Source organism: Winogradskyella marina (assembly GCF_015645385.1).
Taxonomy (GTDB): Bacteria; Bacteroidota; Bacteroidia; order Flavobacteriales; family Flavobacteriaceae; genus Winogradskyella; species Winogradskyella marina.
In genome coordinates this window covers 328,331-353,219 of record NZ_JADOET010000002.1, presented here as the reverse complement: position 1 = coordinate 353,219, position 24,889 = coordinate 328,331, and the positions used below count along the sequence as shown (strand labels likewise).

Below are 24,889 nucleotides of genomic sequence, written 5' to 3'. Positions count from 1 at the left end.
AAACGGTTTATAAGTAAATGATTCATCTTTTAAGGTCGTTCCATTTAGTTCTCGACTGCGCTCGAACGGACAGTCTATTATTTCTTAATAAACTTTCGCTTTATAATTTTTCCTTCAGATTCTAATCTTAAAAAGTAAACTCCACTTGTTAAATTCGAAACATCAACGGTATTCGATTTCAACTTTTGATTTAAAACACGCTTTCCATTCACATCAAAAACCGTAGCGATTTTATTAATAACATCTGCAGACGTTTTTATAGTAAGGTCTGCCTCAACCGGATTAGGATAAATAGTAAGATCTACTAACGTTTCATCAATAACACTCAATGCAGAACCTTCTACAATAGTATGCGATGTGTTTATTGCCGGATTCGCTATAAAATCTACAGTACCAGATGGCCAATAAATAGTTATGCTATTAATACTTGTTAACGTACCAATCCCAAAATGGGTGTTAAGTGTACTCATAAATTCAAATCCTTCGCCACTTCTAACATCTCTTATTTGCGTTCCGTTGTCTGTTTGTATTTCTACTCTAGCACCAATTCCATTGATATTACTATCGGTTCCTACGGTATTAATTTTAATCCAATTGTTCGCATTTGTATTATTTAAATAAATATTTCCGTTGCGAAACACATCTAAAAAACCATCGTTGTTTGTATCTCCAATAGCTCCACTTGGCGGCATATTTATTGTGTACTTTGTAAATGTAAAATCTCCATTGTTAAATAATATATCTCCATTACTTAAAATGTCTACATAACCATCATTATCAAAATCTGCAGGTGCGTTTTCCCGACCTAAAGACGCATCTAAAACGCCAGATCCAGCCGTTACATCGGTAAAAGTACCATCTCCATTATTTCGCATTAATTTAGAATCTCCATCTACTGTACTACTTGCGCCAACAAAAACATCCATATCTCCATCGTTGTCAAAATCTGCCCAAGCTGAAGACCATGTTTGCACTAAATCTCCCAAATTTGAAGAATTATCATGACCAACACCTGGATAATTGGTGTTATGCCAACCATTACTGTCTGCGACATTTACAAACACACCATTTCCATCATTTCTCCATAACTCATTAATACTAATTGAAGAACCACCTCTACATTTTGCAATGAATAAATCCATATCTCTATCATTATCAAAATCTATCCAAACTGTACCGTAATTACCTCCACCAGGCACTACTCCTATGCCATTAGGCAATGCTGTACTTGGCCCTTGATAAAACGTTAATTCACCTGTTCCATCATTTATATAATACACATTAGCTTGTACATCGTGACAAACAAAAGCATCTAAATGACCATCATTATTAATATCAACAAAATTTGAACGTTGAGAAAACACATAGTCTGAGCCTGATATTTCTGTATAACCTGTACCTGTACTATTTGCTTGCATAAACGTAACACCACCAAAGCCTCCATAAAGTAGATCGTTATAACCATTACCATCAAAATCGCCTGCAGCTAAGCTCCAATCTGGCGTGTTTTCCGCAGTTGGAGTTGCTATATTACTCATACTAAACCCACCAGAAGCTAATTGGTAATGAATATTTAAATTATTAGCACTAACTGATACCACGTCGTCTAAAAAATCACCATTTAAATCCACTAACGCTAAGTCGTTAGAACCCGTTGTATTTATTGGGTTTGTTGTAAACGACACAGGATAAGCAGACGTATCTACTCCAGTCGTAAAACTCTGGCTTACCCAATGGCTATAACCTCCTTCATTACAATTTGCTCTTATATAAATTACATAATCAGTCTCTGAAGACAATCCATTAAAACTATAAGTATTGGTTGCTGTGGTATTACCTGAAGATGGAATACCTTCTGAAGCTAATACAATAGCAACTTCCCAAGATGTTTCTGATGCACCTGCACCCCAATTAACAGTGGCACTTACAGCATTAATGTTGTTGACTGATACTGAAGTTACATTTGGACATGCTGGTGGTTCGGCTGAACTAATAGAAGGCGAGTCCACACAAAAACCCCAACCATACGTCGAATTGTCATTAAAGTAAATACGGTATTTAAATCCTGTTAATTGTGTACTTGTAAAAGAAGCAATATTTAGGGCTTCACTTGTGAAATTTGTTGGTGTGCCATCACAAAAGTCATTAAAACTTTCGGAATTATCTTGCAATTCATTTCCCCAATTTACCCATTCATTAGAACCAGCATTCCAATACTGAAGGCTTAGAGATTGACCATCTTGCCATGTATTAAAAACATATGGAAATACAACTGTCAATTCAGTTTCATTGGCACTGTAAGCTGCACTAAGATTAATTATAGGAGATTCTGCCGCAACCGTATTGTCTGAAGAGCCACCAGGAAGATTATCATCAAAAGAAAACGATCCGCTTTCAGATGATGTTGGGTCTTCAAACAGATAAGTAGCATCATAAGAACCCGTAACTGTCCATTGATTATTTGGCCAGTTAGCATTTTGGTTTAGTTGTTGCGCATAACTATGAGCGCAAAACAACATTACAAGCAATGTAATGAGTAATAGTTTTTTCATATCGGTTGTTTTTAATTACAGTTTATATCTAATGAGTTTATCCACTCCTCAATAAGTTGAACACCCTCTGTATGCACAACAGTACGTGCTAACAAAGGCATCCTAACTGAAGGTTCTACAGCACTTAGCCTAAAATGCATTACAGAATTTCTTGCATCACCTGGTTCTATAATGTGGCCTAGTCCAAAACCAAGATCAGTATCTGCATCAACACAAACCCCTAAATTTGTTAGGTCTTCAGTAGATAAATAATCTAATCGCATTGGTCTATATGAACAATGTGTATGTTCTGAATGGCAATGTGCACAGTTAATATCTACATACGCTCGCACTCTTTCTTCCAAGGCAATACTGCTATCGGTATAATCTGGAATCGTTGAAATGGTTCCTGGCAGTGCATTTTCTAAATAACCAAGACTTACTAACTTCTCTAATTGATTTTCGACACCATCAATATACTCAAAATTTAAATTTAAGTTTCTAGGTTTTGGGCCTATTGGTTTTGCTATTTCTGACACTTTATGACAGGTATGGCACTCAGCTCCTGACGGAATTCTATATTGCACAGATTTTGTAGTTCCTGCTTGTTGCCACTGCAGATCTACATAACTCCCATCCAGATCTAAACGAGCTTCAGACTGTTCTTCATCCCAAACATAATTTGCAAAAACCCAACCGTCTTGTTTTCTAATTATTAATCTTGTTTCTAAAATTTGGGTGGTGTTATCTGGTAAAACATTATCGTAATAAAAGTTCTTTATTAAAATGGTTCCAACAGGAAAATCTAAAAGTTCGTGATCACTTACAAACGACGCCTTACTGTTATTTGGCATCCAAATGAAACGTTTTTTCTTAGCATAATCACTAAACAATGTGGCATTTAATGTGTATGGAATGACACCATTTGTAGGCTGTAGGTTTTTAAGATCACCTTCAAAAAATTGATAATCTGATAATGATGAAAACGGCATGTTTTCTAAATCATAAAGCACACTAGAGTTTGTTGAAATAGTAATAGAAACTAGTTCTGTTTTACAATCGCCTGAAGCACTACAAATTGTGTATTCAAAAGTATCTATACCAACTTCATTTGGGTTCGCCGTATATTTTATATGATCGTCGCTCGGGTTATTTGGGGTATTATTAGGGTCTATTATTACAACATTACCTTTTACAGGTTGGCTTACCGATAATTCTCCGATAGACGGAATATTTAAATCGTTAAGAAATATAAAAATCTCAATTTCCGAATCCTGAACTATAGTTAAACTATCTGGATTTGTCTCTATAACTAATGGTGTTAATCCATCGTCATTGCTACAAGAAAACAGAAACAAAATTGAAAGAAAAAATATGTTGTAATTTTTTTTCATTTACAATACTTACGCACTATTAATAAGACAGTTTAGAATTTAAAAGTCCTACAAAAGTTAACAAAAAAGAAACTAGTTATCTGAAAAAAGAATATTTATACTCTTTTTTTTTACAATTTTTGATGTAAGTAAAGCGACAAATTCACTGATTTAAGTGTTATTTCACTAACATTAGTCTTTTACTTTTTCTTCGGTTTTTGATGGTAATACTTCAAATCCCATGTTATAAAGCGTGAAACCAAAAACATCTGCATACTGCTCAATGGTTTTACTTACAGGTGTACCAGCTCCATGGCCTGCATCGGTTTCAATTCTAATCAATGTTGGGTTAATACCTGCTTGCTTACTTTGTAATTCGGCAGCGAACTTAAAGCTATGTGCTGGCACCACGCGATCATCATGATCTCCTGTAGTTACCATTGTTGCCGGATACTCTACACCAGACTTCACATTGTGAACCGGAGAATATCCTTTTAAGTAATTAAACATCTCTTTACTATCTTCTGCAGTTCCGTAATCGTATGCCCAACCAGCTCCAGCTGTAAATGTATGGTAACGTAACATATCTAAAACACCAACACCAGGTAAAGCGACTTTCATTAAATTAGGACGTTGCGTCATTGTCGCACCAACTAATAAACCTCCGTTAGAACGACCACTAATTGCTAAGTAATCTGATGATGTATATTTTTCTGAAATTAGATATTCTGCCGCTGCAATAAAGTCGTCAAATACATTCTGCTTTTTGAGTTGAGTTCCTGCATTGTGCCATGCTTTTCCGTATTCACCTCCACCTCTTAGGTTTGGTACAGCATAAATTCCTCCTTGCTCTAGCCAAATTGTATTTGCTATACTAAAACTTGGTGTTAAGCTAATATTAAAGCCTCCATAACCATACAGCATTGTCGGATTTTTACCATTGAGTTTTAAACCTTTTTTATGTGTAATTATCATTGGCACTTTAGTACCATCTTTAGACGTATAAAATACTTGTTTACTTTCGTAGTCTTCTGTATTAAAATCTATAGATGGTTTTTTGTAGAGCTCAGACGTTCCGTTTTCAATGTCGTATTTATATATGCTTCCAGGAGTAACATAATTAGTAAATGAATAATAAAGCTCTTTTTCTTCTTTCTTTGCGCCAAAACCTGTAGCTGTACCAATGCCTGGCAACGCAACTTCTCTAATTAATTTCCCGTCGTAATCATATTGCAATACTTTTGACACTGCATCTACCATGTAATTTGCAAAAAAGTAACCACCTCCTGTTGATGGAGACAATACGTTTTTGGTTTCCGGAATAAAATCTACCCAATGTTCTGGTGTTGGATTTGCCGCATCAACGGTTACAATCTTTTGGTTTGGAGCTTCCAAATTTGTCATAATGTAGAGCTTTGTCCCTACATTTTCAATGATATTAGAATCACTATTTGTATGATCTAAAATAGCAATAAGATTACTATTTGGTTTCGATAAATCTTTTATGAAAAGTTTATTTCCAGAGGTTGAAACACTTGCTGTTATAACAAGATAATTGTCATCTTCTGTCACTCCTCCTCCAATATATCTGTGCTTTTCTTCTGGAGTACCACCAAAAATTAATTGATCTTCGGATTGTTTTGTACCTAATTTATGATAATACAGTTTATGCTGATCTGTTTTTGCAGACAACTCACTTCCTTCTGGCTTATCGTAACTAGAATAGTAGAAGCCCTCGTTTTTATACCAAGACATGCCACTGAATTTTATATCAATTAAAGTATCTTCAACGATTTCATTCGTCTCGGTATTCATCACAAGAATTTTTCTCCAATCGCTTCCTCCTTCAGAAATAGCATATGCTAAGGTTTTACCATCTTTAGAAAAACTCATGCCACCTAATGAAATAGTACCATCTTCTTTAAAGGTATTTGGATTTAAGAAAATCTCAGCGGTTTCAGGGTCTTCTCCTGTTTTAAATCTATAAATTACGGATTGGTTTTGTAAACCATCATTTTTATAAAAGTAAGTGTAATCACCTTCTACAAATGGCGCACCAACTTTCTCATAATTCCAAAGTTTTGTCAGTCGATCTTTTAATTCTTCGCGATATGGGATGTGATCTAAATAGCCAAATGTAACTTCGTTTTGAGCTTTTACCCACGCTTCAGTTTCTTTGCTTCTATCATCCTCTAACCAACGGTAAGGATCCGCAACAGATTCATCAAAATAAGTGTCTACAGTATCTACTTTATTAGTTTCTGGGTATTCTACGGTAATCGATTTCACAGTTTCGTTTTCATTTTTACATGATACAAAAAATGTTAGCACTAAAGTAAGAAGGAGTAATTTTTTCATAACTAAGGGTTTTCGAAATAAAACAATATTACTTCAAATATAAGGTTTTAGTTTTGAGATAATATCAACCCCTTAAAAACTTACAGTAAATTTGGACTTATATATAAACTGTATTTCAACTAACCATCTAATTAATTAGTTGAAATACATGAATATATCCCTATTATAAAAAAAATACAAAAACGAATGGATAGCGTTACGCTAAACCGTTTTTAATAAGGTATTCTGCTATTTGAACCGTATTTGTTGCAGCTCCTTTTCTTAAGTTATCACTTACAACCCAAAGGTTTAATGTGTTTGGTTGTGACCCATCGCGTCTAATACGACCAACAAAAACATCGTCTTTACCATGCGCATACATTGGCATTGGGTATACGTTAACATCTAAGTTGTCTTGCAAGGTAACTCCGTCTGTTTCGTTAAGTAATTGTCTTACTTCACTAGGATCAAAATCATTTTCAAACTCTACATTAATAGCTTCACTATGTCCACCAGCTGTAGGAATTCTTACTGCAGTTGCAGTTACCGCAATTGTACGATCGTTTAGAATCTTCTGCGTTTCATTTACCAATTTCATTTCTTCTTTGGTATAACCATTCTCTTCAAAAACATCGCAATGAGGAATTGCATTTTTATGAATTGGGTAAGGATATGCCATATCGCCTTTTACACCAGCGATTTCATTTTCCATTTGTTCAACAGCTTTAACACCTGTACCAGATACGGACTGATAGGTTGAAACAACAATACGTTTAATTTTATATTTTTTATGAAGTGGAGCTAATGCCATTACCATCTGAATCGTAGAACAGTTAGGATTAGCGATAATTTTATCTGTTTTTTCTAACTCGCTTGCATTAATTTCTGGAACCACTAATTTTTTTGACAAATCCATTCTCCATGCTGAAGAATTATCAATCACTGTAGTACCAACTTCTGCAAATTTTGGAGCCCATTCTAACGATGTGTTTCCACCTGCTGAAAACAATGCAATATCTGGACGTTTTTCAATAGCAGAAGGAATACTAATCACTTCGATATCTTTGCCGTTGAATTTTAATGTATTACCTACAGAACGTTCTGAAGCTACTAATAATAATTCGTCTAAAGGAAAATTACGTTCCTCTAAAACTTTAAGCATTACGCTGCCTACCATGCCTGTTGCACCAACAATTGCTACTTTCATAATATATTTAATTTAATCTTCAAAATTATGATATTTCTTTAAGTAAACTGTTCAATTTACCCTTAAAAATGTGATAAAAATATAGGGTTATAATTATTGATTTACTAATTAAAAAAGAAACCCAGACTTTATCAGTCTGGGTTGAGTTAAAATAATAGTGTAGCGATGACGCTATACGTGTTTTATTTTTTTAAAGAATCTCTAATTTCTTTTAAGATATCAAGCTCAGATGGCCCAGCAGGTTCTGCAGGCGCAGGCTCTTCTTTCTTTTTCATATTATTAACTCCTTTTACTACAAGGAACATTACAAATGCTACAATAATGAAGTCAATAACGTTAGTTAAGAATGTACCGTATTCTAAGAAAACTGCTCCTACCGTTTCACCAGCATCATTTAGAGTTCCCTCTTTTAATTGGTATCTCAATGCTTTAAAGTCTGAATCGAAAATCATACCAATTAACGGAGATACGATACCTCCAGTAAATGCAGTAACTACTTCTTTAAAAGCAGCACCCATTACAAAACCAACAGCAATGTCTATAAGGTTACCCTTCATTGCAAATTCTTTGAATTCTTTTAACATAATCTAGTGTTTTTTAGTTAGGTTATTAAATTAGACACCAAGTTACTAAAAAAGTCACAAGATGTTAAAATATTTTTTTTAAGGTAAAAAGTTACGCTTTATTCGCTTAGATAATGCGGTTAGAATTTCATAAGAAATTGAACCTGCTGATTCCGCAATTTCACTGGCTGTATGTACCTTATCAAAGATGATTACCTCATCCCCTTCTTTACAATTGATATCTGTAACATCAACCATAATCATATCCATACAAACATTTCCAATGATGTAGGCTTTTTCACCATTGATAAAAACAAAGCCTTTTTTATTGCCATAAACCCGACTTAAACCATCTGCATGTCCTATGGGTATTGTTGCGACCCTTTCATTACGGTCAGAGATGTGAGCTCTGTTATAACCAACAGATTTTCCTTTGTCAATCTCATGTATCTGAGAAACAACCGATTTTAAACTTGCGATAGGTTTAAAGTTTTTATCTTCTTCTTCAGAATTTCCAAACCCATATAAACCAATTCCGCTTCGCACCATATTAAAATGCGCTTCAGGATAATTAAGAATCCCAGAAGTATTACATAAATGCAACCAAGGCGCTGTTCCTGATTGTGTTTTAAAAGTTTCAGCTATAGATTTAAAAGTTTCAATCTGTTGTTCAGTAAAATCGTTTTCATTGAGATCTTCACTAGCTGCTAAATGAGAGAATATAGATTTTACTTTTACTGCTGTTGTTGATCCTAATTTAGAAACCATAGTCTCTCTATCTTTTTGATCAAAACCTAATCGATTTAAACCTGTATTAAATTTTATATGAACTGGGTAGTTCTTTTGAGATAGGTCTTCAGCCGTTTTTATGAATTCATCTAAGACGTGAGCACTATATAAACTAGGCTCTAAACAGCGCTCTATAAGAGTTTTAAAATTTATAGACTGCGGATGTAGCACTAAAATTGGCGTTGTTATCCCAGCGTCTCTTAACGCCACACCTTCACGCACATAAGCTACAGCAAAATAATCGATGCCTATTTTCTGAAGGTGTTTCGCAATTTCTACTGCATCACTACCATAAGCAAAAGCTTTAACTACAGCCAAAAATTTTGTTTGCGGTTGTAATTTCGATTTTAAATAATTGAAATTATGCGTCAAAGCATTAAAATCAATTTCGAGAACAGTTTCTTTAGCTTTAGACATTCGGATTTTCATCTTTAGAATTTATTTCTTCCGCATCATTCACGTTCAATTGTCTAACTTTATCTCTTTGCATACTTTTAAAATACGCTGCTCTACTCAAGGGTTCATATTCGTCAACTTCTCCTAATAAAACCAAATCATCACTCAATGCTTTTCTATAACTGTATTGGGCTAAATTTCCGGTTTTTGTACAAACAGCATGTACTTTAGTAACGTACTCTGCTGTGGCCATAAGATATGGCATTGGCCCAAAGGGATTACCTTTAAAATCCATATCTAAACCAGCAACAATAACACGAATGCCCTTATTGGCCAAATCATTACAAACACGTACAATTTCATCATCAAAAAATTGAGCTTCATCAATACCAACCACATCACAACCATCTGCTAAAATTGGAATATTAGCCGCAGCAGGTACAGGCGTTGAACGAATTTCATTAGCATCGTGAGAAACAACCATATCTTCATCGTAGCGCACATCTACAGCAGGTTTAAAAATTTCTACCTTTTGTTTTGCAAATTGCGCACGTTTTAGTCGTCGGATTAATTCTTCAGTCTTGCCTGAGAACATGGATCCACAAATGACTTCAATCCACCCAAATTGTTCTTTCTGATTTACTGTATTTTCGAGAAACATTTTGTAATTTTAGCACTAAATCGGAGTTAGTCTCCGTTTTTATAAAGGTCACGCAAATTTATTAAAAATCAAAAGTAAAACTTACGAAAAGAAGATAAAGAAATTTTATTCCTTTTTAATTAGCATTAAAAATTGATTTTAAAATCTTGAAGCACTTTAAAACACTTCAATATAAAACACTTAGAATTATGAAAAAGAAATTAGAATCAGAATTAGTTAGTATTGCGCATAGGATTCTGAAACTGACAGGTAGAGAAGATATTAATAAACTTCATGAAGAAGTCGCTGTACTCTATGAAAAACTAACTGTTTTAAAATTTGCACAAGAAAATTTTGAAGACAGAATTCCTAAAATCGGTCATGACTCATCATTTTTTGACATGTTAGACACGGCCTTCAATAACAAATATAGTGACAACATAGAGATTGAAGATAAAACTTACATTGATTTAGATGAAACTGAAGATGATGGCATCATGGAACCGGTAATGTCTAAAATTAAAGATTTAGTATCACATATGCCTGATGACGAAGTTGAAGAAAAACGGGTAATAGAGGAAACACTTACCTCAGAAAAAATCTTACCAAAAGAAACCGAATTAAAACAATCGTCTATTGAATTTGAAGACATTACTTCTGGCTTTAATGAAATACCCGAATTCGAACCTATTGAAGTTGCACAAAAACGTGAGGTAGAAATTGCTAATAAATCTCTAAATGACAAATTAAAGGGTCAAAATCTAAAAATAGGATTAAACGATAAATTGGCTTTTATTAAACATTTGTTTGAAGGCGAAAATGAAGATTATGATCGTGTTATTTCTCAAATTAACACCACAGGATCTTTACCTGAAGCTAAAACATTAATTTTAGAAATGGTAAAACCAGATTATAACAATTGGGTAGGAAAAGAAGAATATGAAGAACGCTTTCTTCAATTAATCGAAGGAAAATTTAATTAATGAAAGTCAAACAAATTATTTATTGGTTTTGTACCGTTGTGTTATGTCTGATTTTTCTGTATTCGGCACAAATGTATTTGTTAAATACCGAAATGGTAAAAGACTATTTTGAAAACCTTAATTACCCTAGCTATTTAGTACTACCGCTCGCTATTTTAAAACTTCTTGGTATTGCCATTATTTTATGGCGAAAAAGCAAATGGTTAACAGAATGGGCTTATGCTGGTTTTTTCTTTGATTTAGTTTTAGCAACCGCAGCTCACCATTATGCTGGCCATGGTATTTTCGGCTTTTCATTCTACGGCTTATTAGTTCTTTTTCCGTCCTATTTTTTAGGTAAATATTTAAGAGACTAGATAATAATTTTAAAATATTCTCACTTTTTTTGAGAAATAACTATGGGTAAACTCTACTTAGTACCAACACCAATTGGCAATTTAAAAGATATCACTTTTAGAGCTGTCGACGTTTTAAAAGAAGCCGATTTAATTTTGGCTGAAGACACTAGAACGTCAGGAAAATTATTAAAGCATTTTGAAATTACCACACAAATGCAAAGCCACCATATGCACAACGAGCATAAAACGGTTGATGGTTTAATTGAAAAATTAAAATCTGGATTAACCATTGCAGTCATTAGTGATGCGGGTACTCCAGCGATTTCAGACCCAGGATTTTTATTGGTAAGAGCTTGCGTAGAGAATAATATTGAAGTGGATTGTTTACCCGGAGCAACAGCATTTGTCCCTGCTTTAGTTAATAGTGGATTACCCAATGATAAATTTGTGTTTGAAGGCTTTTTACCTGTAAAAAAAGGACGACAAACCCGATTATTACTCTTAGCCGAAGAAACCAGAACCATCATTTTCTATGAAAGCCCACATAAACTTATAAAAACACTTGGTCATTTCTGTGAATATTTTGGTGAGGACAGATTAGTTTCTGTTTCACGAGAAATCACCAAACTCTACGAAGAAACCATTAGAGGCACAGCCAAAGAAGTTTTAGAGCACTACACCAACAAACCACCCAAAGGAGAAATTGTCATTGTGGTAGAAGGAAAACATAAATAGAATAATGACTCTAGACGAATTTTTAGCCAAACTAAAATCGAGCCCAAAGCAGATTGATTTTTCTGAAACCATAGCAGTAATAGATAGTAATTATTTATTTACACCAACGACATTTACGAATGGACTTTTAGAAAATGCTGAAGACCAAAATTTAGGATCCTGTAAATTGTTAGCTTTTGCTGTAGATCAAGATTTTACCAAAGCGGAGACCTTAGCATGTTTTGGCACCTATTATTTTGAAGATGTTTTAATAAATCCTAATGGAACGGGCCATCAAAACATCCGGAATTTTATAAAAACAGGTTTCGAAGGTTTACATTTTGAAACCTTCCCATTACAGAAAAGATAATAAACGTTTCGTAATTGAGTTAACCTTTATAGCCACTGCATCAGTCAGTATCATTTAATTTCCATAATTTTCTAATTCAAACTAAAATTATGGGAACTAAACATTACGACGTATTTGTTATTGGAAGCGGAATTGCAGGTCAGACGGCAGCAAAAACCTGTAAGCAAGCAGGATTAACAGTCGCAATTTCTGATAAACGCGAATTTGGAGGCACTTGTGCCACCAGAGGTTGCGACCCTAAAAAAGTATTGATTCAATTTGCAGACTTAATGCAAAATGCCAAACAACTTGAAGGTTTAGGGATTAAACAACCACCTAAAATTAAATGGAAAGCTGTTCAGAAATTTAAAAAATCATTCACTAAATCGATACCCTTAGATACCGAAAAAAATCTAAATGATTTAGGTATTGACTTATATCATCAATCACCACAATTTATAAGTAAAAACGAAATACTTGTAGAAGGAAAAACGGTGACGGCAGATAAATTTATAATTGCTACAGGTTATATCCCTAGAACTTTAGAGTTTGAAGGTGCTGAACTATTAAAAACAAGTGATGCTATTTTGAAATTGAAAAAAATTCCGAAATCAGCGATATTTATTGGTTCGGGATATGTTGGTATGGAATTCTGTTATATGCTTTCTACAATGGGGTGTAAAGTAACTATGGTTGAAGTTTCTGATAAAGCACTCAACCAATTTGATTCGTTTTTAGTTAAAAAATTAACCAAAGTTTTAGAAAAGAATGGAGTGAATTTCATGTTTAACACGAAGCCGATTGAGATAGAAAAGTTGAAGAAAAACTTGAAGCTGACGTACGAAAAAGATGGAAAAACAAAATCGATAAAAGCGCGAAAAATTTTCAATACGGCAGGTCGTGTGCCAGCAATTGAAAAGTTAGATATAGAAAACGCGAACATAAAAGCTGACGAAACAGGTGTTTTAGTCAATGATTTTATGCAAAGTACTAGTAATGAAAATGTGTATGCTTGTGGAGATGTGTCTAGCAAATCTTTGCCTTTGACACCACTTTCAGGTATACAAGGTTATATTGCAGGTCATAATATTGTGAATGGAAATAAGAAAGAATTCGAAAATCCATTAGTACCTTCCGTTGTATTCACGCAACCACAATTAGCAAGTGTTGGTTATTCTGAAGAAGAAGCGAAAAGCAGATACAAAAATGTACAGGTCTACAAAGGAGATACTTCAGATTGGTATAACGCCAAAAAAGAAAATGCCGAAGCTTATGCGTATAAAATAATAGTTAACGAACGTACTGATAAGATTGTTGGAGCACATTTATTGAGCTCACAAGCCAATGAAACTATTAATATATTTGCGATGGCAATCAATGAAGGCTTGACCACTAACGAATTTAAAAAGCAGATATTTACATATCCATCTTACACCAATGATTTAAAGAGCATGTTGAAGGATGAGGATTAAATTATGGAAGACTTATTACACCATATTAGCCAATGTACAATTTGCAAAGCACATTTGCCTTTAGGACCAAGGCCAGTTGTCACTGCAAACATAAAATCTAAAATTGTAATCATAGGACAAGCTCCAGGAACAAAAGTTCATGATTCTGGAATACCTTGGGACGACCAAAGTGGAAAACGCTTAAGACAGTGGCTCAATGTCACCGACGAGCAATTCTACAACACTGAAAATTTTGCGATAATACCCATGGGATTCTGTTATCCAGGAAAAGCAAAAACAGGAGATTTACCACCACGACCAGAATGTGCACCACAATGGCATGAGCAATTATTAGAAAAAATGCCTAATGTAAAGTTGATTATTTTAATTGGCGCTTATGCCCAAAAATACTATTTAAAAGACAGCGCCAAACGAACGTTAACCGAAACGGTTGGAGATTATAAAGATTATTTACCTATGTATTTCCCCATTCCGCATCCTTCGCCAACCAATCGGTTTTGGAGAAGTAAGAATCCTTGGTTTGAGGAATTGGTGGTGCCAGAGCTAAGGAAAAAAGTTGAAGAGATTTTGTAAAAATCTTTCGCAAATCCTATATCAATCTTAATTAAAATACTGAAAATATTTCATTGCAGCATCCGAATTAGCCTTAACGTCAACACGCACAATTTCATCTCCATTTTCATCGAGTTCTAGGATATAAAACGTTCCGTTTTCTTCTTCTTTTTGTAGGTATATTTTAGTGCTTCCATCTTCATTATAAAACTTTACGGTCTCATAACTATCATAATTAGACGATACCATTTCAGAATAAATCTTTCCTTCTACAATTTGCTGGGTAATCGTTCTACTATCTCTTATAAATTGTTGAGATACTATATTACCTAATAAATCAAAATTTTGAGTTTCTATAGCTTTTCCATCTTCAATTATAGATTCAGAACGAACTTTTCCATTTTGGAAATAGGAGTACTTACTGCCCACTAATACATCGTTTTTAAATGTTTGTTTAGAATTTAATACACCATCTTGATAGTACATTAACTCATCCCCATGCTTTTTTCCATTTGAGTATTGTCCGTGAGAAGATACCTCGCCATTAGGATGAAAAACAATATAATCGCCATGTAATAAACCATCTTTAAACTCAAACTCTTCCCATTTAGACATTTTATTTCCAACGACATAATAGCCATCCATAAACTTTTGAGTTTTGTTTAATTTATAGTACGCCAATCCGTTATAGCTATTAATAGTATACGCGTTTCTTTCGATAAAAGTGAAAGCATCATCACGCTTATCTTCTTCTGAAGATTTACATCCTAATACTATTAAAAAGACAAAGATTAGAAAGCTGAGTTTTAATAATTTCATTGTAAAAATATAGTTGAATTAATATTGCGATCCATCATGCTTACCAACTTCAAAACCATGTTTTCCAAGATATTGATTACCACTTTCAACAGCACCGTCTTCCATATCGGTTCCCATAGAATCATTCCAGCGGTTTAAATAACCAAACAAAGATATCACACCTAACATTTCCACAATTTCACCTTCATCCCAATATTCATATAGTCGTTTTTTAATGTCTGCATTCACAGCATTTGGTACTTGTGAAGCTGCCAAACTAAAATCTAAAGCAGCACGTTCTGCTTCAGAAAAAGCGGGATGTGTTCGGTATTCCCAAATATTATCTAACTGTTCTTGTTCTGCGCCGTAACGCTCTGCGGCTCTAATGGCGTGCGCCTGACAATAGCGACAACCTGTAGCATTACTACTCACCCAAGCAATCATACGTTTTAAAGCTGAGGTGACTCTGCCTTCATTGGCCATAACGGCTTTATTTAAATTAATAAACGCTTTACTAATTGCTGGTCTACGTTGCATGGTGAGAACCGAATTTGGACAAAATCCAAGGGTTTCATTAAAAAATTCTGCTAATTTCTTAGTTTCTAAATTGTGTTCTGCAGACAAAGGTGTTACTAATGCCATAGTTATTTTTTTAGTAGTATTTTTGAATGAACAAGATAGTACATAACTTTTAAACTTAAAAAATGAAAAATAAAATCACAACCCATTGGAAAGAAGGTTTAACCTTTGAATCTGATAACCCAAGCGGAAAAACCGTAATAATGGATACTAATATTGAAGGTACTGACCATAGAAACGGGCTGTCACCAAAGGCTATGATGTTATCTTCTTTAGCTGGCTGTTCTGGTCTAGATGTTATTTCTACTTTAGATAAAATGAAAGTAGAAATCGATGATTTTAAAATGGACGTTACGGGCGAACTAACGGATGAGCATCCTAAATATTACCACACTGTAGTTGTAGATTACCATTTCTATGGCTCAGACTTAAACGAAAAGAAATGCGAACGTGCTGTAAATTTATCCGTAGATAAATACTGTGGAGTCATGGAAATGTTTCGTCGTTTTGCTACTGTTGAAACTAATATCTATTTTCATAATAAGTAAGAAATAATTATGTCAGGTCCAGCGCAGTTGAGACCTCAAAATTCACATTAAAGCAACCTCTCGACTGCGCTCGAGAAGACATTCATTATGCGTTGGACACTTAAACCAAAACCAAAAGCCACTCAAGTGGCATTAATGAAAGAAGCTCTTCAAGTAGACGATATTGTTGCCACATTATTATTGCAACGCGGCATCGATACTTACGATGCTGCTAAAACATTTTTTAGACCTAGTTTTAAAGACCTTCATGATCCATACCTCATGAAAGATATGGATAAAGCAGTTGCTAGAATCGAAACAGCGATTGAACAAGGTGAAAATATTATGGTGTATGGCGATTATGATGTGGATGGTACAACCTCTGTCGCTTTAATGTCTTCGTATTTAAGAACACGAACTGAATCTGTGGCGACTTACATTCCAGATCGTTATGATGAAGGTTATGGCGTGTCTTACAAAGGCATTGATTTTGCGCACGACAATGATATTTCCTTAATAATTGCATTAGATTGTGGTATAAAAGCCATAGATAAAGTGGCTTATGCTAAAGAAAAAGGGGTTGATTTTATAATTTGCGACCACCATAGACCAGGAACGGAAATTCCAGATGCGGTAGCTGTTTTAGATCCTAAGCGCGACGATTGCGATTACCCTTTTAAAGAACTCTGTGGCTGTGGTGTAGGGTTTAAACTCATTACAGCTTTAGCTTCACGCCAAGGACAAACCGTTGAAGATTTAACCGAATATCTCGATTTGGTAGCGACTGCCATTGGTGCAGATATTGTACCCATTGTAGATGAAAATAGGGCTTTGGCATATATGGGTTTAAACATTATAAATACCAACCCAAGACCAGGCATGAAAGCGATTATCGCTGAGGTTAAAAAGGACATACTTACCATAACAGATGTCGTTTTTATTATCGCACCACGAATTAATGCCGCAGGACGCATGAAACACGGTAATCACGCCGTAACGCTTTTAACGGAAACCGATTTCAATCTCGCAGCCAAATACGCCGTAGATATTGACGAGTTTAATACAGATCGTCGCGAAACCGATAAACGCATTACACAAGAGGCATTAGTTCAAATTGAAGCTCATAACGAGCAAGAGGGGTTTACCACAGTTGTTTATGACAAATCATGGCATAAAGGAGTGATTGGTATTGTGGCGTCACGTTTAATAGAAACCTACTACAGACCCACGTTAGTGTTTACCAAAAGTGGAGATAAATTAGCCGCATCGGCACGTTCTATAAAAGGATTCGACGTGTATAATGCATTAGAAGCTTGTTCAGAACACATTGAACAATTTGGAGGTCATAAATATGCTGCAGGTTTAACGTTATTACCAGAAAACTATGATGCCTTTAAAGCCAAGTTTGAAAGCGTAGTTAAGGAAACTATTGACCCAAAACTATTAACACCAGAGCTTAAAATAGATTTAGAAATAGAACTCGGTGAAATCAATGATAAACTCATGCGTATCTTAAAACAATTTGCACCATTTGGCCCTGGGAATATGTCACCAACCTTTATGTCGCAAAATCTAAAAGATACCGGTTGGGGAAAATGTGTGGGTGAAGATGATAAGCATATTCGGTTAACTGTAACTCAATCCTTCAATGATAAAATTGTCTGTATTGGTTTTGGCTTAGGCGATAAAATAGATATTATCAAAAGCAAAAGACCATTTAGTGCGGCTTATGCTATTGATGAAAACCATTGGAATGGCAACGTCAGTCTACAGTTAAAATTGAAGGATATTAAAGCATAATTTATGTTATCTAATCCTGCAAGGTTTCCAAAACCTTGTAGGTATAAAATATAATTGATTAAGTTATCGTTGATACTATATGAAACCACCAATCTTATTCTTATTCATTTTTTATAGTTTTATTTCAACGAGTCAGAATTTAGTTTTAAATCCAAGTTTTGAAGATCACTCAACATATAAATGTATTGTTAATTTAGGAGGATTCAATAATGGAGTTTTAGATTGGTCTATTCCGAATCATGGTTCCACGGATTTTTTTGACACATGTAGTGAAGACATGGGTGCAAACAATTACAATGGAATTCAAAACCCAAAAACTGGTTCATCATATGCAGGTATGTACTTTTATACGGATAAAAACTATAGAGAATATGTGCAAGGAGAACTCTCTAAAACATTAGTAGAAGGAAAGAAATACAAAATGACTTTTTATTTGAGTTTAGCAGATAAATCGTCTTATGCTTTAAAGGATATTGAAGTATTAATTACTGAAGAAAAACTAAAGCCTTGTTATGATTCTAACAGCTGCGAAAAAGTGATTAAGCCTTCAAAAGTCACAAAAAAGAAGTTTAAGCTATATTCCAATACTGAGGAAGTTTATTTTTCTAATAAGGAAATATGGACGGAATATTCCTTTGAATTTACAGCAGAAGGTTATGAAAATTATTTTTCAATCGGGAATTTTTATAGAAACCCAAAAACTAAAAAACAACAGGTCGTTTCTAATAGTCCATACTTCTTTTCATACTACTACATAGACGACGTATCCATAGAACCTTTAGAAAAAGAAGTCGTTATAGAAACTATCAAAACAATTGAAGAACCAACCATTAAAACCAACGAGATTCACACTTTCAAAAATGTATTATTCGATTTTGATAAAGCGGACTTGTTAGAGGTTTCAAAAGAAGAACTCAATCAACTTTACAAACATTTAGAAGCTAACCTTACATTAAATATTGAAATCTATGGTCATACCGATGCCATTGGCTTAGAAACTAGAAATCAAGACTTATCAGAACAACGTGCCAAAGCAGTTTCAAATTATTTAATTACAAAAGGATTAGATGTTACACGCATTACATCCTTTGGTTTTGGAAGTACACAACCAATTGCAGATAACGACAGTGAAGAAGGACAACAATTAAATAGACGTGTTGCTTTTAAGTTGATTGAAAATTAAATATCTACTAGCTTATTATCCTGTAAGGTTTCAAAAACCTGACAGGTATAAATCCTAAAAAAACAGGCTTATTTTAGAAATGAACCAAAAACTGAAATATGACCTAATCATATTTTACTTTTGTACCCAATCAATTGACAGACCTGTCAGATATCAAAAAACCTGACAGGTCTTGTAAACCCGAACTACATTGGCAAAAAACGATCCATATGCAGCATTAAGAATCAAAGAATTCAACATTTTTTTGATGGTGCGTTTTGCATTAATCTTTGGATGGTCTATGCAATTTATTGTTATAGAGTGGCAGGTGTATTCTTTAACTAATGATGAGCTTAGTTTAGGAATTATTGGGCTTTGTGAATTTTTACCTGCTTTTTTATTCGCGCCATTTGCTGGTCATATTGTTGACCAAAAAGAAAAACGAAACCTATTTACACTATGTATTGCCTTATTCTCATTAATTAGTTTTGGGTTGTATTGGCTAACTTCAGAAATTATCGAAAACACTTGGGAGGCTAACTACATATTATACAGTATTTATGGTTTGGTGTTTTTTGGCGGTGTATTAAGAGCTTTTTTTGGTCCTACAATATTTTCTCTTATCGCACTCATTGTTCCTAAAAAAATATACCCAAATGCTGCTACATGGAGCAGTAGCACATGGAAAGGTGCCAGTGTATTTGGTGCACTTTGTGGCGGATTTTTAATAGCATGGATTGGTGTTCACCATACGCTTGGTATTATATTCTTATTAGTGATGCTATCATTTATATTCGTATTTGGAATAAAAAAGAAACCTATTCTAAATAAAAAAACAAATGAATCTGTGATGAACAGTCTAAAAGTTGGACTAAAATTTGTGTTTAGCGATAAGGTTGTTTTAGGAGCCTTAACATTAGATATGATTGCTGTTCTCTTTGGTGGTGCAGTTGCCATATTTGCCGTATTTGCAAAAGATGTATTAGACGCTGGACCAAGAGGTTTTGGGTATTTAAATGCTGCACTTTCTTCGGGAAGTATTATTACTATGGTAGCAACAACATACCTTCCGATTACAAAAAACACAGGAAAAAAGCTATTAGTCTCTGTTTTTGGCTTTGGAGTCTGTATGATAATTTTTGGAGCATCTCAACTTCTATGGCTGAGTATTATCGCTTTATTTTTATCTGGAGTCTTTGATGGAGTGTCGATGGTGATTCGTCAAACCATTCTTCAGCTTAAGACACCTGATGACATGCGAGGACGGGTTGGTGCTGTAAACTCTATGTTTGTTGGATCCTCTAATGAGCTTGGGGCGCTTGAAAGTGGAGTCGCTGCAAAACTATTTGGAGCACCATTGGCTGTAATACTTGGCGGAACTGTTACACTTATTACGGTGACAACAATGCATTTTAAAAACACATCATTACGTGAACTAGATCTCACTAAAGATATTGAAGCACACGAAAAAGATGGAGTATAAAATCACTTTTAAGCCTTATCATTTTTATTACTTTTGCCTACAAAATATTTAAACATTTCATTTAGCATGATTCTAAAACTGCTTAAAATAGCTTTAGAAAAAGACATCGTCATCTCTTCGATTAAAGTCGCTATAGTAGTTGGTTGTATTTTAAATATTATCAATCAAGGAGACCTTTTATATCATTTGAATTTTGATAAGGTAAATTGGTTAAAGCTTAGCCTATGCTTTGTAGTGCCTTATTCTGTGTCTACTTACGCTTCTGTTAAAGTAAAAACAGGACGACATTAATAGGTTTTCAGTTCAAAATTTTCACCGTCAAAAACTCCGTAGGTATAATACTGAATCCAGTCGCCTAAATTAATGTACTTAGACGTTTCATTTAAGTCAATTTCTAAAGGCAAATGTCTATGACCAAATACAAAATAATCGCGATGTTTATCTTCGAGTTTACGTTTGCAATATGCCACTAACCACTCATTGTCTTCCCCCAAAAATTTTGCATCATCATCGCCTGAAATCATTTTGTTTTTTACAGACATATATTGTCCGATTTTAACTCCAATATCAGGATGCATCCATTTGAATAACCATTGAAAAAATGGACTCGTAAACACTTTTTTCATGCGTTTATAACCTTTATCTCCAGGTCCTAAACCATCACCATGACCTATAAATACCGTGGTGTCGTTAAAAATAAATTCTTTCGGTTCGTGGTAAACAGGTATGCCCAATTCGGTTTTAAAATAATCCTTCATCCATAAATCATGATTACCAACAAAGAAGTAAATCGGTATTCCAGAATCTGCAATTTCGGCTAATTTCCCTAAGGTTCTTGTGAATCCTTTTGGGACAACGGTTTTATATTCAAACCAAAAGTCGAACAAATCGCCTAACAAAAAAATTGCAGCTGCATCGTGTTTTACCTCATCTAACCAGGCCACGAATTTCTTTTCGCGAGGTCGAGAATCTTCAGATGTTGGTGCACCTAAATGATTATCTGATGAAAAGTAGATTTTTTTTCCTTCGGCTATTTGTATGCGGTTCGTTTTAGTCATTATCACTAGCAAACCATTCTGCAAAAGAAGACGCTGTTTCCGAAAGTCTTAAGGAATGTAATTTTATATTATTTGGTAATCGTAGTTTAATTTTTTTAGCAAAATCAATCACCATCATTTCACTTGTTGGTTGGTAATCGACTAACAAAACGTTGTGGTCTCTGTCTTCTAATTCTTTCGCGAGTTCAACGTGAGGTGTATTCCTATTAAAAACAGTGGCATGATCAAAAACATCCACAATCTCTTCTTTCACGATTTTCTTTAAATCACCAAAATCAATGACCATTCCGTATTTCACATTTGTGGTATCTGCTATTGGTGTTCCAATAACAGTAACGTATAAATTATAACTATGACCATGTACGTTTTTACACTTACCGTCGTAGCCATAAAGTGCGTGACCTGTTTCAAAAGAAAACTGTTTTGTAATACGAATTTTGCTCATATGATTGTAAATTATAATGCAAAGATATTATAAATGTAAAAGGAATGGCTTTTTAGATTAAATTTGCGCACTTTTTTTAAAATCTTGAACACCTATGAAAGAATTAAATCTTTACAAAAGCTACAGTGAGTAGTCTTTTTGAGAACATTCCGTTTATTGAAAACTCGCTTTATGAGCGTATTATTTCAGACATTTCATCTCAAAAATATAGTATTGTTGATGATTTTTTTTCGGAAGATGAAGTTATTGCCTTGCGGCATTCTCTGCTTTTAAAGTATGAAGAAGATGCTTTCAAAAAATCAGCCGAACAATTATTCTTTAATAAGATTAAGGATTTAAAGGATTATTTAAATCGCACCTGTTTCCTTGGCATCAATCAGAAGGAGTTTCATTATGCCATTTATCCATTTCCTGGCAAAGTTGTCATTTTTAAAAGTCAGGAATTAGAGCACGAAGTAAAACCCGTAAATACACCGAGACTTAGTATTACAGGTTGGTTAAAAACACGATAGATGGTTTAACGTCTTTTATTTCGGTTGTAGAAATACACTACAATAATACCTATCGCTAATATTAAAAAAAGATAATTTCCCATTTTAATTGTCGTTCATTTTGTTTTTATTATACTTATAAATCGCATAGGCAATCCCAACTAAAACTACAAAAGGCAAAAGTGTGCCGATAACAACACCAATGCCATAGCTACTATCTGGTGCATTTTTTATTTTTTCGTCTATATTAACGTCTTGAAGTATTGTTATAATTAGGTTCATTAACTGCCATTCATTTATGAACCAAATTTACGTCTTTTGAGCAAGGGTTTTAAACGTTTTACGGAAATTTATGATTAAAGGTAAGCCACGAGCAACCATCCATAATGTAAACGCTATAAAAATGCCATAAAGTTTATAGTCTAAGTGATCTGTCCAAAATACAACAGGAACAAAAACAGCGAGCGTAGAAAACAATAGTACATTTCTGAGGTATTTCATTTTACCAAGACCTTTAAAAACACCATCGAAAATAAAAGCTAATGCGCAAAGTGGTTGCATGGATAAAATAATCCAGAAGATATTGTAAAATTCAGTTAATACGGCTTCATCATTACTAAAGATGCGTCCAATTGGAAAGTAAAAAACCGCACCAATTAAAGCGATAATACCACCAGCAATAATTCCATACTTTATCAGTTTGTTACTTAATTCAATAAGGTTTTTATAATCCTTAGCACCAAATAATTTTCCTGATAAAATATTTCCTGCACTCGCATAGCCATCAATAAGAAAGGCTCCGAGAAACCATAAATTAATAGCAATAGTGTAAGCTGCAATGTAGTTAGCACCATATTTTGTAGCAAAGCTAGTTCCAAAATATAGTGCAATATTTAAGGCCAGAGTTCGGATAAATAAATTGAGTATCATGACTGCAAACCGTTTCATCTCAGGATTAAATGGTAATGTAGCGAGCAATGGCACATCGGTTTTTTTGAGCAAATAAAACGCAGAGAGCGAAGCCATAATTAATTGCGCCAAAACACTGGCATAGGCTGCTCCTTCTATATGCATTGCAGGAATAAGGCCTTCTACACCATAAACAAAAATAAAGTCTAAGACAATATTTGCCGCAGCACCAGAAATGGCAATTAGCATGGGGAAATAAGTATTCTGAAGTCCTCTAAACGTTCCGAATACCGCTATTGTGAATAAGGTAAACGGAAAGCCAAACACGCGGATTCTGTAATAATCAACACTGTAATTTAAGATGGTTCCATCGGCATTATAAAGTTTGAAAATTTGTGAAGCTAACGGATAGGTTACAGCGATTATAATAAGGCTCAGTGTGGTGATCACAAGTATTGCTTGGGCAGGTAGGTTTTTAACAGCCTCAATATTTCCAGCCCCTAAATATTGCGAAATAATTGAAGAAATAGCACTTCGGGTTTGGCCTAAAACCCAAATTAACATGGATATAAAAGTGGTTACAATACCAACTGCCGCTAAAGACGTCGTAGCATTCTGTTCCATATTTCCGATAATTGCCGCATCAGTTAAGGACAAAATAGGCTCTGACACACCAGCGATTAATGCTGGAATGGCCAATTTATTAATTTGTTTTAAAGTTATTGATGTGCTCACAGTACCAATTCGTAACAATAAAAAGGAAATTCACTTTGGTTCGGAAAGTAAATATCGCCTAATCGTTTATAACCGCGAAGTTCGTAAAACTTTTGGTTTCTTTTGTTCTTTGAAAAGGTATCTAATCGAATAGAGGTATAATTATTTTCTATGGCGAATTGCTCTGCAAAATCCATAAGCTGTTGCGCATAACCTTTGCCTTGCATATTAGGATGAATGGCCAAGCGATGAATATACATGTTATTTTCATTTTTTGTCAACCATTGTACAGGTTTATATTCGGAATCCATAAGCGTAGAAACCACCACACAACCACAAATAATAGCGTCTTTTTCTAAAACATATAACTCGTTACGCTCAATATCCTTTTGAAACGCAGGCAGATTAGGATACTGTTCGTTCCATTGATAAATACCTTGGGAAATCATAGAAATAGCACAGGCTTTGGTGATCTCTAAAATGGCTTGAATATCTTTTTCTTTTGCTAAGCGAATCATTTACAAAGTTTCAATTTTTCAATAAACCCATTTATAATAAGTCTATATTTACATTACAATTTTGGGGATGTAGCTCAGTTGGCTAGAGCGCTTGACTGGCAGTCAAGAGGTCGTGGGTTCGAATCCCATCTTCTCCACAGAAAGCGTGTTTTTAGCACGCT

26 protein-coding genes and 1 tRNA gene are annotated in these 24,889 nt (G+C 34.4%); 13 read left to right on the top strand and 14 right to left on the bottom strand.

All coding sequences use genetic code 11. The features are described 5' to 3' along the window. Positions 1–77 precede the first annotated feature (77 nt). The 7 genes from ITJ86_RS04725 to ITJ86_RS04695 all read right to left on the bottom strand — a co-directional run bounded on the left by ITJ86_RS04725 (position 78) and on the right by ITJ86_RS04695 (position 9,857). The gene (locus ITJ86_RS04725) at positions 78–2,552 is read right to left on the bottom strand and encodes an FG-GAP-like repeat-containing protein (RefSeq protein ID WP_195870455.1); all 2,475 of its coding nucleotides are present in this window, start codon (positions 2,550–2,552) and stop codon (positions 78–80) included. Positions 2,553–2,563: 11 nt separating this feature from the next. Continuing rightward, positions 2,564–3,925, bottom strand: coding sequence for an Ig-like domain-containing protein (locus tag ITJ86_RS04720; protein WP_230080221.1), 1,362 nt, complete (start codon positions 3,923–3,925; stop codon positions 2,564–2,566). A 171-nt stretch (positions 3,926–4,096) separates the two neighbouring features. Continuing rightward, on the bottom strand, positions 4,097–6,262 hold the full coding sequence (locus ITJ86_RS04715; protein ID WP_195870454.1) for a prolyl oligopeptidase family serine peptidase: 2,166 nt from the start codon (positions 6,260–6,262) through the stop codon (positions 4,097–4,099). A gap of 196 nt (positions 6,263–6,458) precedes the next feature. Next, a complete protein-coding gene (locus ITJ86_RS04710; protein WP_195870453.1) occupies positions 6,459–7,448 on the bottom strand; it encodes an aspartate-semialdehyde dehydrogenase in 990 nt (329 codons plus the stop codon). 182 nt (positions 7,449–7,630) lie between these two features. Beyond that, positions 7,631–8,032: a large conductance mechanosensitive channel protein MscL gene (gene mscL / locus ITJ86_RS04705; protein ID WP_195870452.1), complete on the bottom strand. Its 402-nt coding sequence runs from the start codon at positions 8,030–8,032 to the stop codon at positions 7,631–7,633. A 78-nt stretch (positions 8,033–8,110) separates the two neighbouring features. Continuing rightward, on the bottom strand, positions 8,111–9,217 hold the full coding sequence (gene alr / locus ITJ86_RS04700; protein WP_195870451.1) for an alanine racemase: 1,107 nt from the start codon (positions 9,215–9,217) through the stop codon (positions 8,111–8,113). Next, positions 9,210–9,857, bottom strand: coding sequence for a thymidine kinase (locus tag ITJ86_RS04695; protein ID WP_195870450.1), 648 nt, complete (start codon positions 9,855–9,857; stop codon positions 9,210–9,212). Before ITJ86_RS04695 ends, alr begins: the two co-directional genes overlap by 8 nt. 188 nt (positions 9,858–10,045) lie before the next feature. Here ITJ86_RS04695 and ITJ86_RS04690 point away from each other — a divergent pair, with 188 nt between their 5' ends. The 6 genes from ITJ86_RS04690 to ITJ86_RS04665 are packed head-to-tail and all read left to right on the top strand — an operon-like array spanning position 10,046 to position 14,265. Continuing rightward, positions 10,046–10,819 (top strand): hypothetical protein, encoded by a 774-nt coding sequence (locus tag ITJ86_RS04690; RefSeq protein WP_195870449.1) that lies wholly within the window; start codon positions 10,046–10,048, stop codon positions 10,817–10,819. Beyond that, complete coding sequence (locus ITJ86_RS04685) at positions 10,819–11,175, top strand: DoxX family protein (RefSeq protein WP_195870448.1); 357 nt, start codon at positions 10,819–10,821, stop codon at positions 11,173–11,175. Before ITJ86_RS04690 ends, ITJ86_RS04685 begins: the two co-directional genes overlap by 1 nt. A gap of 42 nt (positions 11,176–11,217) precedes the next feature. Continuing rightward, positions 11,218–11,892 carry a 16S rRNA (cytidine(1402)-2'-O)-methyltransferase gene (gene rsmI / locus ITJ86_RS04680; protein ID WP_195870447.1) on the top strand — a complete coding sequence of 225 codons (675 nt, stop codon included), beginning with the start codon at positions 11,218–11,220 and terminating at the stop codon, positions 11,890–11,892. Between the two features lie 4 nt (positions 11,893–11,896). After that, positions 11,897–12,241, top strand: coding sequence for a HopJ type III effector protein (locus ITJ86_RS04675; RefSeq protein WP_195870446.1), 345 nt, complete (start codon positions 11,897–11,899; stop codon positions 12,239–12,241). Between the two features lie 35 nt (positions 12,242–12,276). Continuing rightward, on the top strand, positions 12,277–13,692 hold the full coding sequence (locus tag ITJ86_RS04670) for a dihydrolipoyl dehydrogenase family protein (RefSeq protein WP_262897285.1): 1,416 nt from the start codon (positions 12,277–12,279) through the stop codon (positions 13,690–13,692). A gap of 3 nt (positions 13,693–13,695) precedes the next feature. Then, complete coding sequence (locus tag ITJ86_RS04665; RefSeq protein WP_195870444.1) at positions 13,696–14,265, top strand: uracil-DNA glycosylase family protein; 570 nt, start codon at positions 13,696–13,698, stop codon at positions 14,263–14,265. A 27-nt stretch (positions 14,266–14,292) separates the two neighbouring features. On the opposite strand, the gene ITJ86_RS04660 is transcribed toward ITJ86_RS04665, so the two are convergent. Continuing rightward, positions 14,293–15,063: a toxin-antitoxin system YwqK family antitoxin gene (locus ITJ86_RS04660; RefSeq protein ID WP_195870443.1), complete on the bottom strand. Its 771-nt coding sequence runs from the start codon at positions 15,061–15,063 to the stop codon at positions 14,293–14,295. An 18-nt stretch (positions 15,064–15,081) separates the two neighbouring features. Beyond that, positions 15,082–15,684 carry a carboxymuconolactone decarboxylase family protein gene (locus ITJ86_RS04655; protein ID WP_195870442.1) on the bottom strand — a complete coding sequence of 201 codons (603 nt, stop codon included), beginning with the start codon at positions 15,682–15,684 and terminating at the stop codon, positions 15,082–15,084. A gap of 62 nt (positions 15,685–15,746) precedes the next feature. On the opposite strand from ITJ86_RS04655, the gene ITJ86_RS04650 reads away from it, so the two are divergent. From ITJ86_RS04650 to nrtS, 5 genes are all read left to right on the top strand, one after another. Next, positions 15,747–16,169: an OsmC family protein gene (locus tag ITJ86_RS04650; RefSeq protein ID WP_195870441.1), complete on the top strand. Its 423-nt coding sequence runs from the start codon at positions 15,747–15,749 to the stop codon at positions 16,167–16,169. Positions 16,170–16,256: 87 nt separating this feature from the next. After that, entirely contained in the window at positions 16,257–17,948 is a 1,692-nt protein-coding gene (gene recJ / locus ITJ86_RS04645) for a single-stranded-DNA-specific exonuclease RecJ (RefSeq protein ID WP_195870440.1), read from the top strand. Positions 17,949–18,027: 79 nt separating this feature from the next. Then, entirely contained in the window at positions 18,028–19,131 is a 1,104-nt protein-coding gene (locus ITJ86_RS04640; RefSeq protein WP_195870439.1) for an OmpA family protein, read from the top strand. A gap of 190 nt (positions 19,132–19,321) precedes the next feature. Then, on the top strand, positions 19,322–20,593 hold the full coding sequence (locus ITJ86_RS04635; protein WP_195870438.1) for an MFS transporter: 1,272 nt from the start codon (positions 19,322–19,324) through the stop codon (positions 20,591–20,593). Between the two features lie 66 nt (positions 20,594–20,659). Beyond that, positions 20,660–20,884 carry a nitrate/nitrite transporter NrtS gene (nrtS, locus tag ITJ86_RS04630; RefSeq protein WP_195870437.1) on the top strand — a complete coding sequence of 75 codons (225 nt, stop codon included), beginning with the start codon at positions 20,660–20,662 and terminating at the stop codon, positions 20,882–20,884. On the opposite strand, the gene ITJ86_RS04625 is transcribed toward nrtS, so the two are convergent. Together ITJ86_RS04625 and ITJ86_RS04620 are read right to left on the bottom strand one after the other, a co-directional pair. Next, positions 20,881–21,633 (bottom strand): UDP-2,3-diacylglucosamine diphosphatase, encoded by a 753-nt coding sequence (locus ITJ86_RS04625; protein WP_195870531.1) that lies wholly within the window; start codon positions 21,631–21,633, stop codon positions 20,881–20,883. The two genes, nrtS and ITJ86_RS04625, sit on opposite strands and share 4 nt — an antisense overlap. A gap of 10 nt (positions 21,634–21,643) precedes the next feature. Next, positions 21,644–22,096, bottom strand: a complete 453-nt coding sequence (locus tag ITJ86_RS04620) for a 6-pyruvoyl trahydropterin synthase family protein (RefSeq protein ID WP_195870436.1) — start codon at positions 22,094–22,096, stop codon at positions 21,644–21,646. Positions 22,097–22,221: 125 nt separating this feature from the next. On the opposite strand from ITJ86_RS04620, the gene ITJ86_RS04615 reads away from it, so the two are divergent. Further along, positions 22,222–22,608 (top strand): 2OG-Fe(II) oxygenase, encoded by a 387-nt coding sequence (locus tag ITJ86_RS04615; protein WP_195870435.1) that lies wholly within the window; start codon positions 22,222–22,224, stop codon positions 22,606–22,608. 84 nt (positions 22,609–22,692) lie between these two features. Here ITJ86_RS04615 and ITJ86_RS04610 read toward each other — a convergent pair whose 3' ends face one another. Genes ITJ86_RS04610 through ITJ86_RS04600 form a run of 3 tightly spaced genes read right to left on the bottom strand, consistent with a single transcriptional unit; the run spans position 22,693 to position 24,728 of the window. Further along, entirely contained in the window at positions 22,693–22,869 is a 177-nt protein-coding gene (locus tag ITJ86_RS04610; protein WP_195870434.1) for a hypothetical protein, read from the bottom strand. A 27-nt stretch (positions 22,870–22,896) separates the two neighbouring features. Beyond that, positions 22,897–24,231: an MATE family efflux transporter gene (locus tag ITJ86_RS04605; RefSeq protein ID WP_195870433.1), complete on the bottom strand. Its 1,335-nt coding sequence runs from the start codon at positions 24,229–24,231 to the stop codon at positions 22,897–22,899. Beyond that, on the bottom strand, positions 24,228–24,728 hold the full coding sequence (locus ITJ86_RS04600) for a GNAT family N-acetyltransferase (protein WP_195870432.1): 501 nt from the start codon (positions 24,726–24,728) through the stop codon (positions 24,228–24,230). Before ITJ86_RS04600 ends, ITJ86_RS04605 begins: the two co-directional genes overlap by 4 nt. Before the next feature lie 63 nt (positions 24,729–24,791). Between ITJ86_RS04600 and ITJ86_RS04595 the strand changes: the two genes are divergently transcribed. Beyond that, positions 24,792–24,865: transfer RNA gene (locus ITJ86_RS04595), tRNA-Ala, on the top strand. Positions 24,866–24,889: the final 24 nt, after the last annotated feature.

Excerpts from the sequence above, each read along its gene's own strand:
- ITJ86_RS04725 (WP_195870455.1), bottom strand. The coding sequence starts at position 2,552 with ATGAAAAAACTATTACTCATTACATTGCTTGTAATGTTGTTTTGCGCT.
- ITJ86_RS04720 (WP_230080221.1), bottom strand. The coding sequence starts at position 3,925 with ATGAAAAAAAATTACAACATATTTTTTCTTTCAATTTTGTTTCTGTTT.
- ITJ86_RS04715 (WP_195870454.1), bottom strand. The coding sequence starts at position 6,262 with ATGAAAAAATTACTCCTTCTTACTTTAGTGCTAACATTTTTTGTATCA.
- ITJ86_RS04710 (WP_195870453.1), bottom strand. The coding sequence starts at position 7,448 with ATGAAAGTAGCAATTGTTGGTGCAACAGGCATGGTAGGCAGCGTAATG.
- mscL (WP_195870452.1), bottom strand. The coding sequence starts at position 8,032 with ATGTTAAAAGAATTCAAAGAATTTGCAATGAAGGGTAACCTTATAGAC.
- alr (WP_195870451.1), bottom strand. The coding sequence starts at position 9,217 with ATGTCTAAAGCTAAAGAAACTGTTCTCGAAATTGATTTTAATGCTTTG.
- ITJ86_RS04695 (WP_195870450.1), bottom strand. The coding sequence starts at position 9,857 with ATGTTTCTCGAAAATACAGTAAATCAGAAAGAACAATTTGGGTGGATT.
- ITJ86_RS04690 (WP_195870449.1), top strand. The coding sequence starts at position 10,046 with ATGAAAAAGAAATTAGAATCAGAATTAGTTAGTATTGCGCATAGGATT.
- ITJ86_RS04685 (WP_195870448.1), top strand. The coding sequence starts at position 10,819 with ATGAAAGTCAAACAAATTATTTATTGGTTTTGTACCGTTGTGTTATGT.
- rsmI (WP_195870447.1), top strand. The coding sequence starts at position 11,218 with ATGGGTAAACTCTACTTAGTACCAACACCAATTGGCAATTTAAAAGAT.
- ITJ86_RS04675 (WP_195870446.1), top strand. The coding sequence starts at position 11,897 with ATGACTCTAGACGAATTTTTAGCCAAACTAAAATCGAGCCCAAAGCAG.
- ITJ86_RS04665 (WP_195870444.1), top strand. The coding sequence starts at position 13,696 with ATGGAAGACTTATTACACCATATTAGCCAATGTACAATTTGCAAAGCA.
- ITJ86_RS04660 (WP_195870443.1), bottom strand. The coding sequence starts at position 15,063 with ATGAAATTATTAAAACTCAGCTTTCTAATCTTTGTCTTTTTAATAGTA.
- ITJ86_RS04655 (WP_195870442.1), bottom strand. The coding sequence starts at position 15,684 with ATGGCATTAGTAACACCTTTGTCTGCAGAACACAATTTAGAAACTAAG.
- ITJ86_RS04650 (WP_195870441.1), top strand. The coding sequence starts at position 15,747 with ATGAAAAATAAAATCACAACCCATTGGAAAGAAGGTTTAACCTTTGAA.
- recJ (WP_195870440.1), top strand. The coding sequence starts at position 16,257 with ATGCGTTGGACACTTAAACCAAAACCAAAAGCCACTCAAGTGGCATTA.
- ITJ86_RS04640 (WP_195870439.1), top strand. The coding sequence starts at position 18,028 with ATGAAACCACCAATCTTATTCTTATTCATTTTTTATAGTTTTATTTCA.
- nrtS (WP_195870437.1), top strand. The coding sequence starts at position 20,660 with ATGATTCTAAAACTGCTTAAAATAGCTTTAGAAAAAGACATCGTCATC.
- ITJ86_RS04620 (WP_195870436.1), bottom strand. The coding sequence starts at position 22,096 with ATGAGCAAAATTCGTATTACAAAACAGTTTTCTTTTGAAACAGGTCAC.
- ITJ86_RS04610 (WP_195870434.1), bottom strand. The coding sequence starts at position 22,869 with ATGAACCTAATTATAACAATACTTCAAGACGTTAATATAGACGAAAAA.
- ITJ86_RS04600 (WP_195870432.1), bottom strand. The coding sequence starts at position 24,728 with ATGATTCGCTTAGCAAAAGAAAAAGATATTCAAGCCATTTTAGAGATC.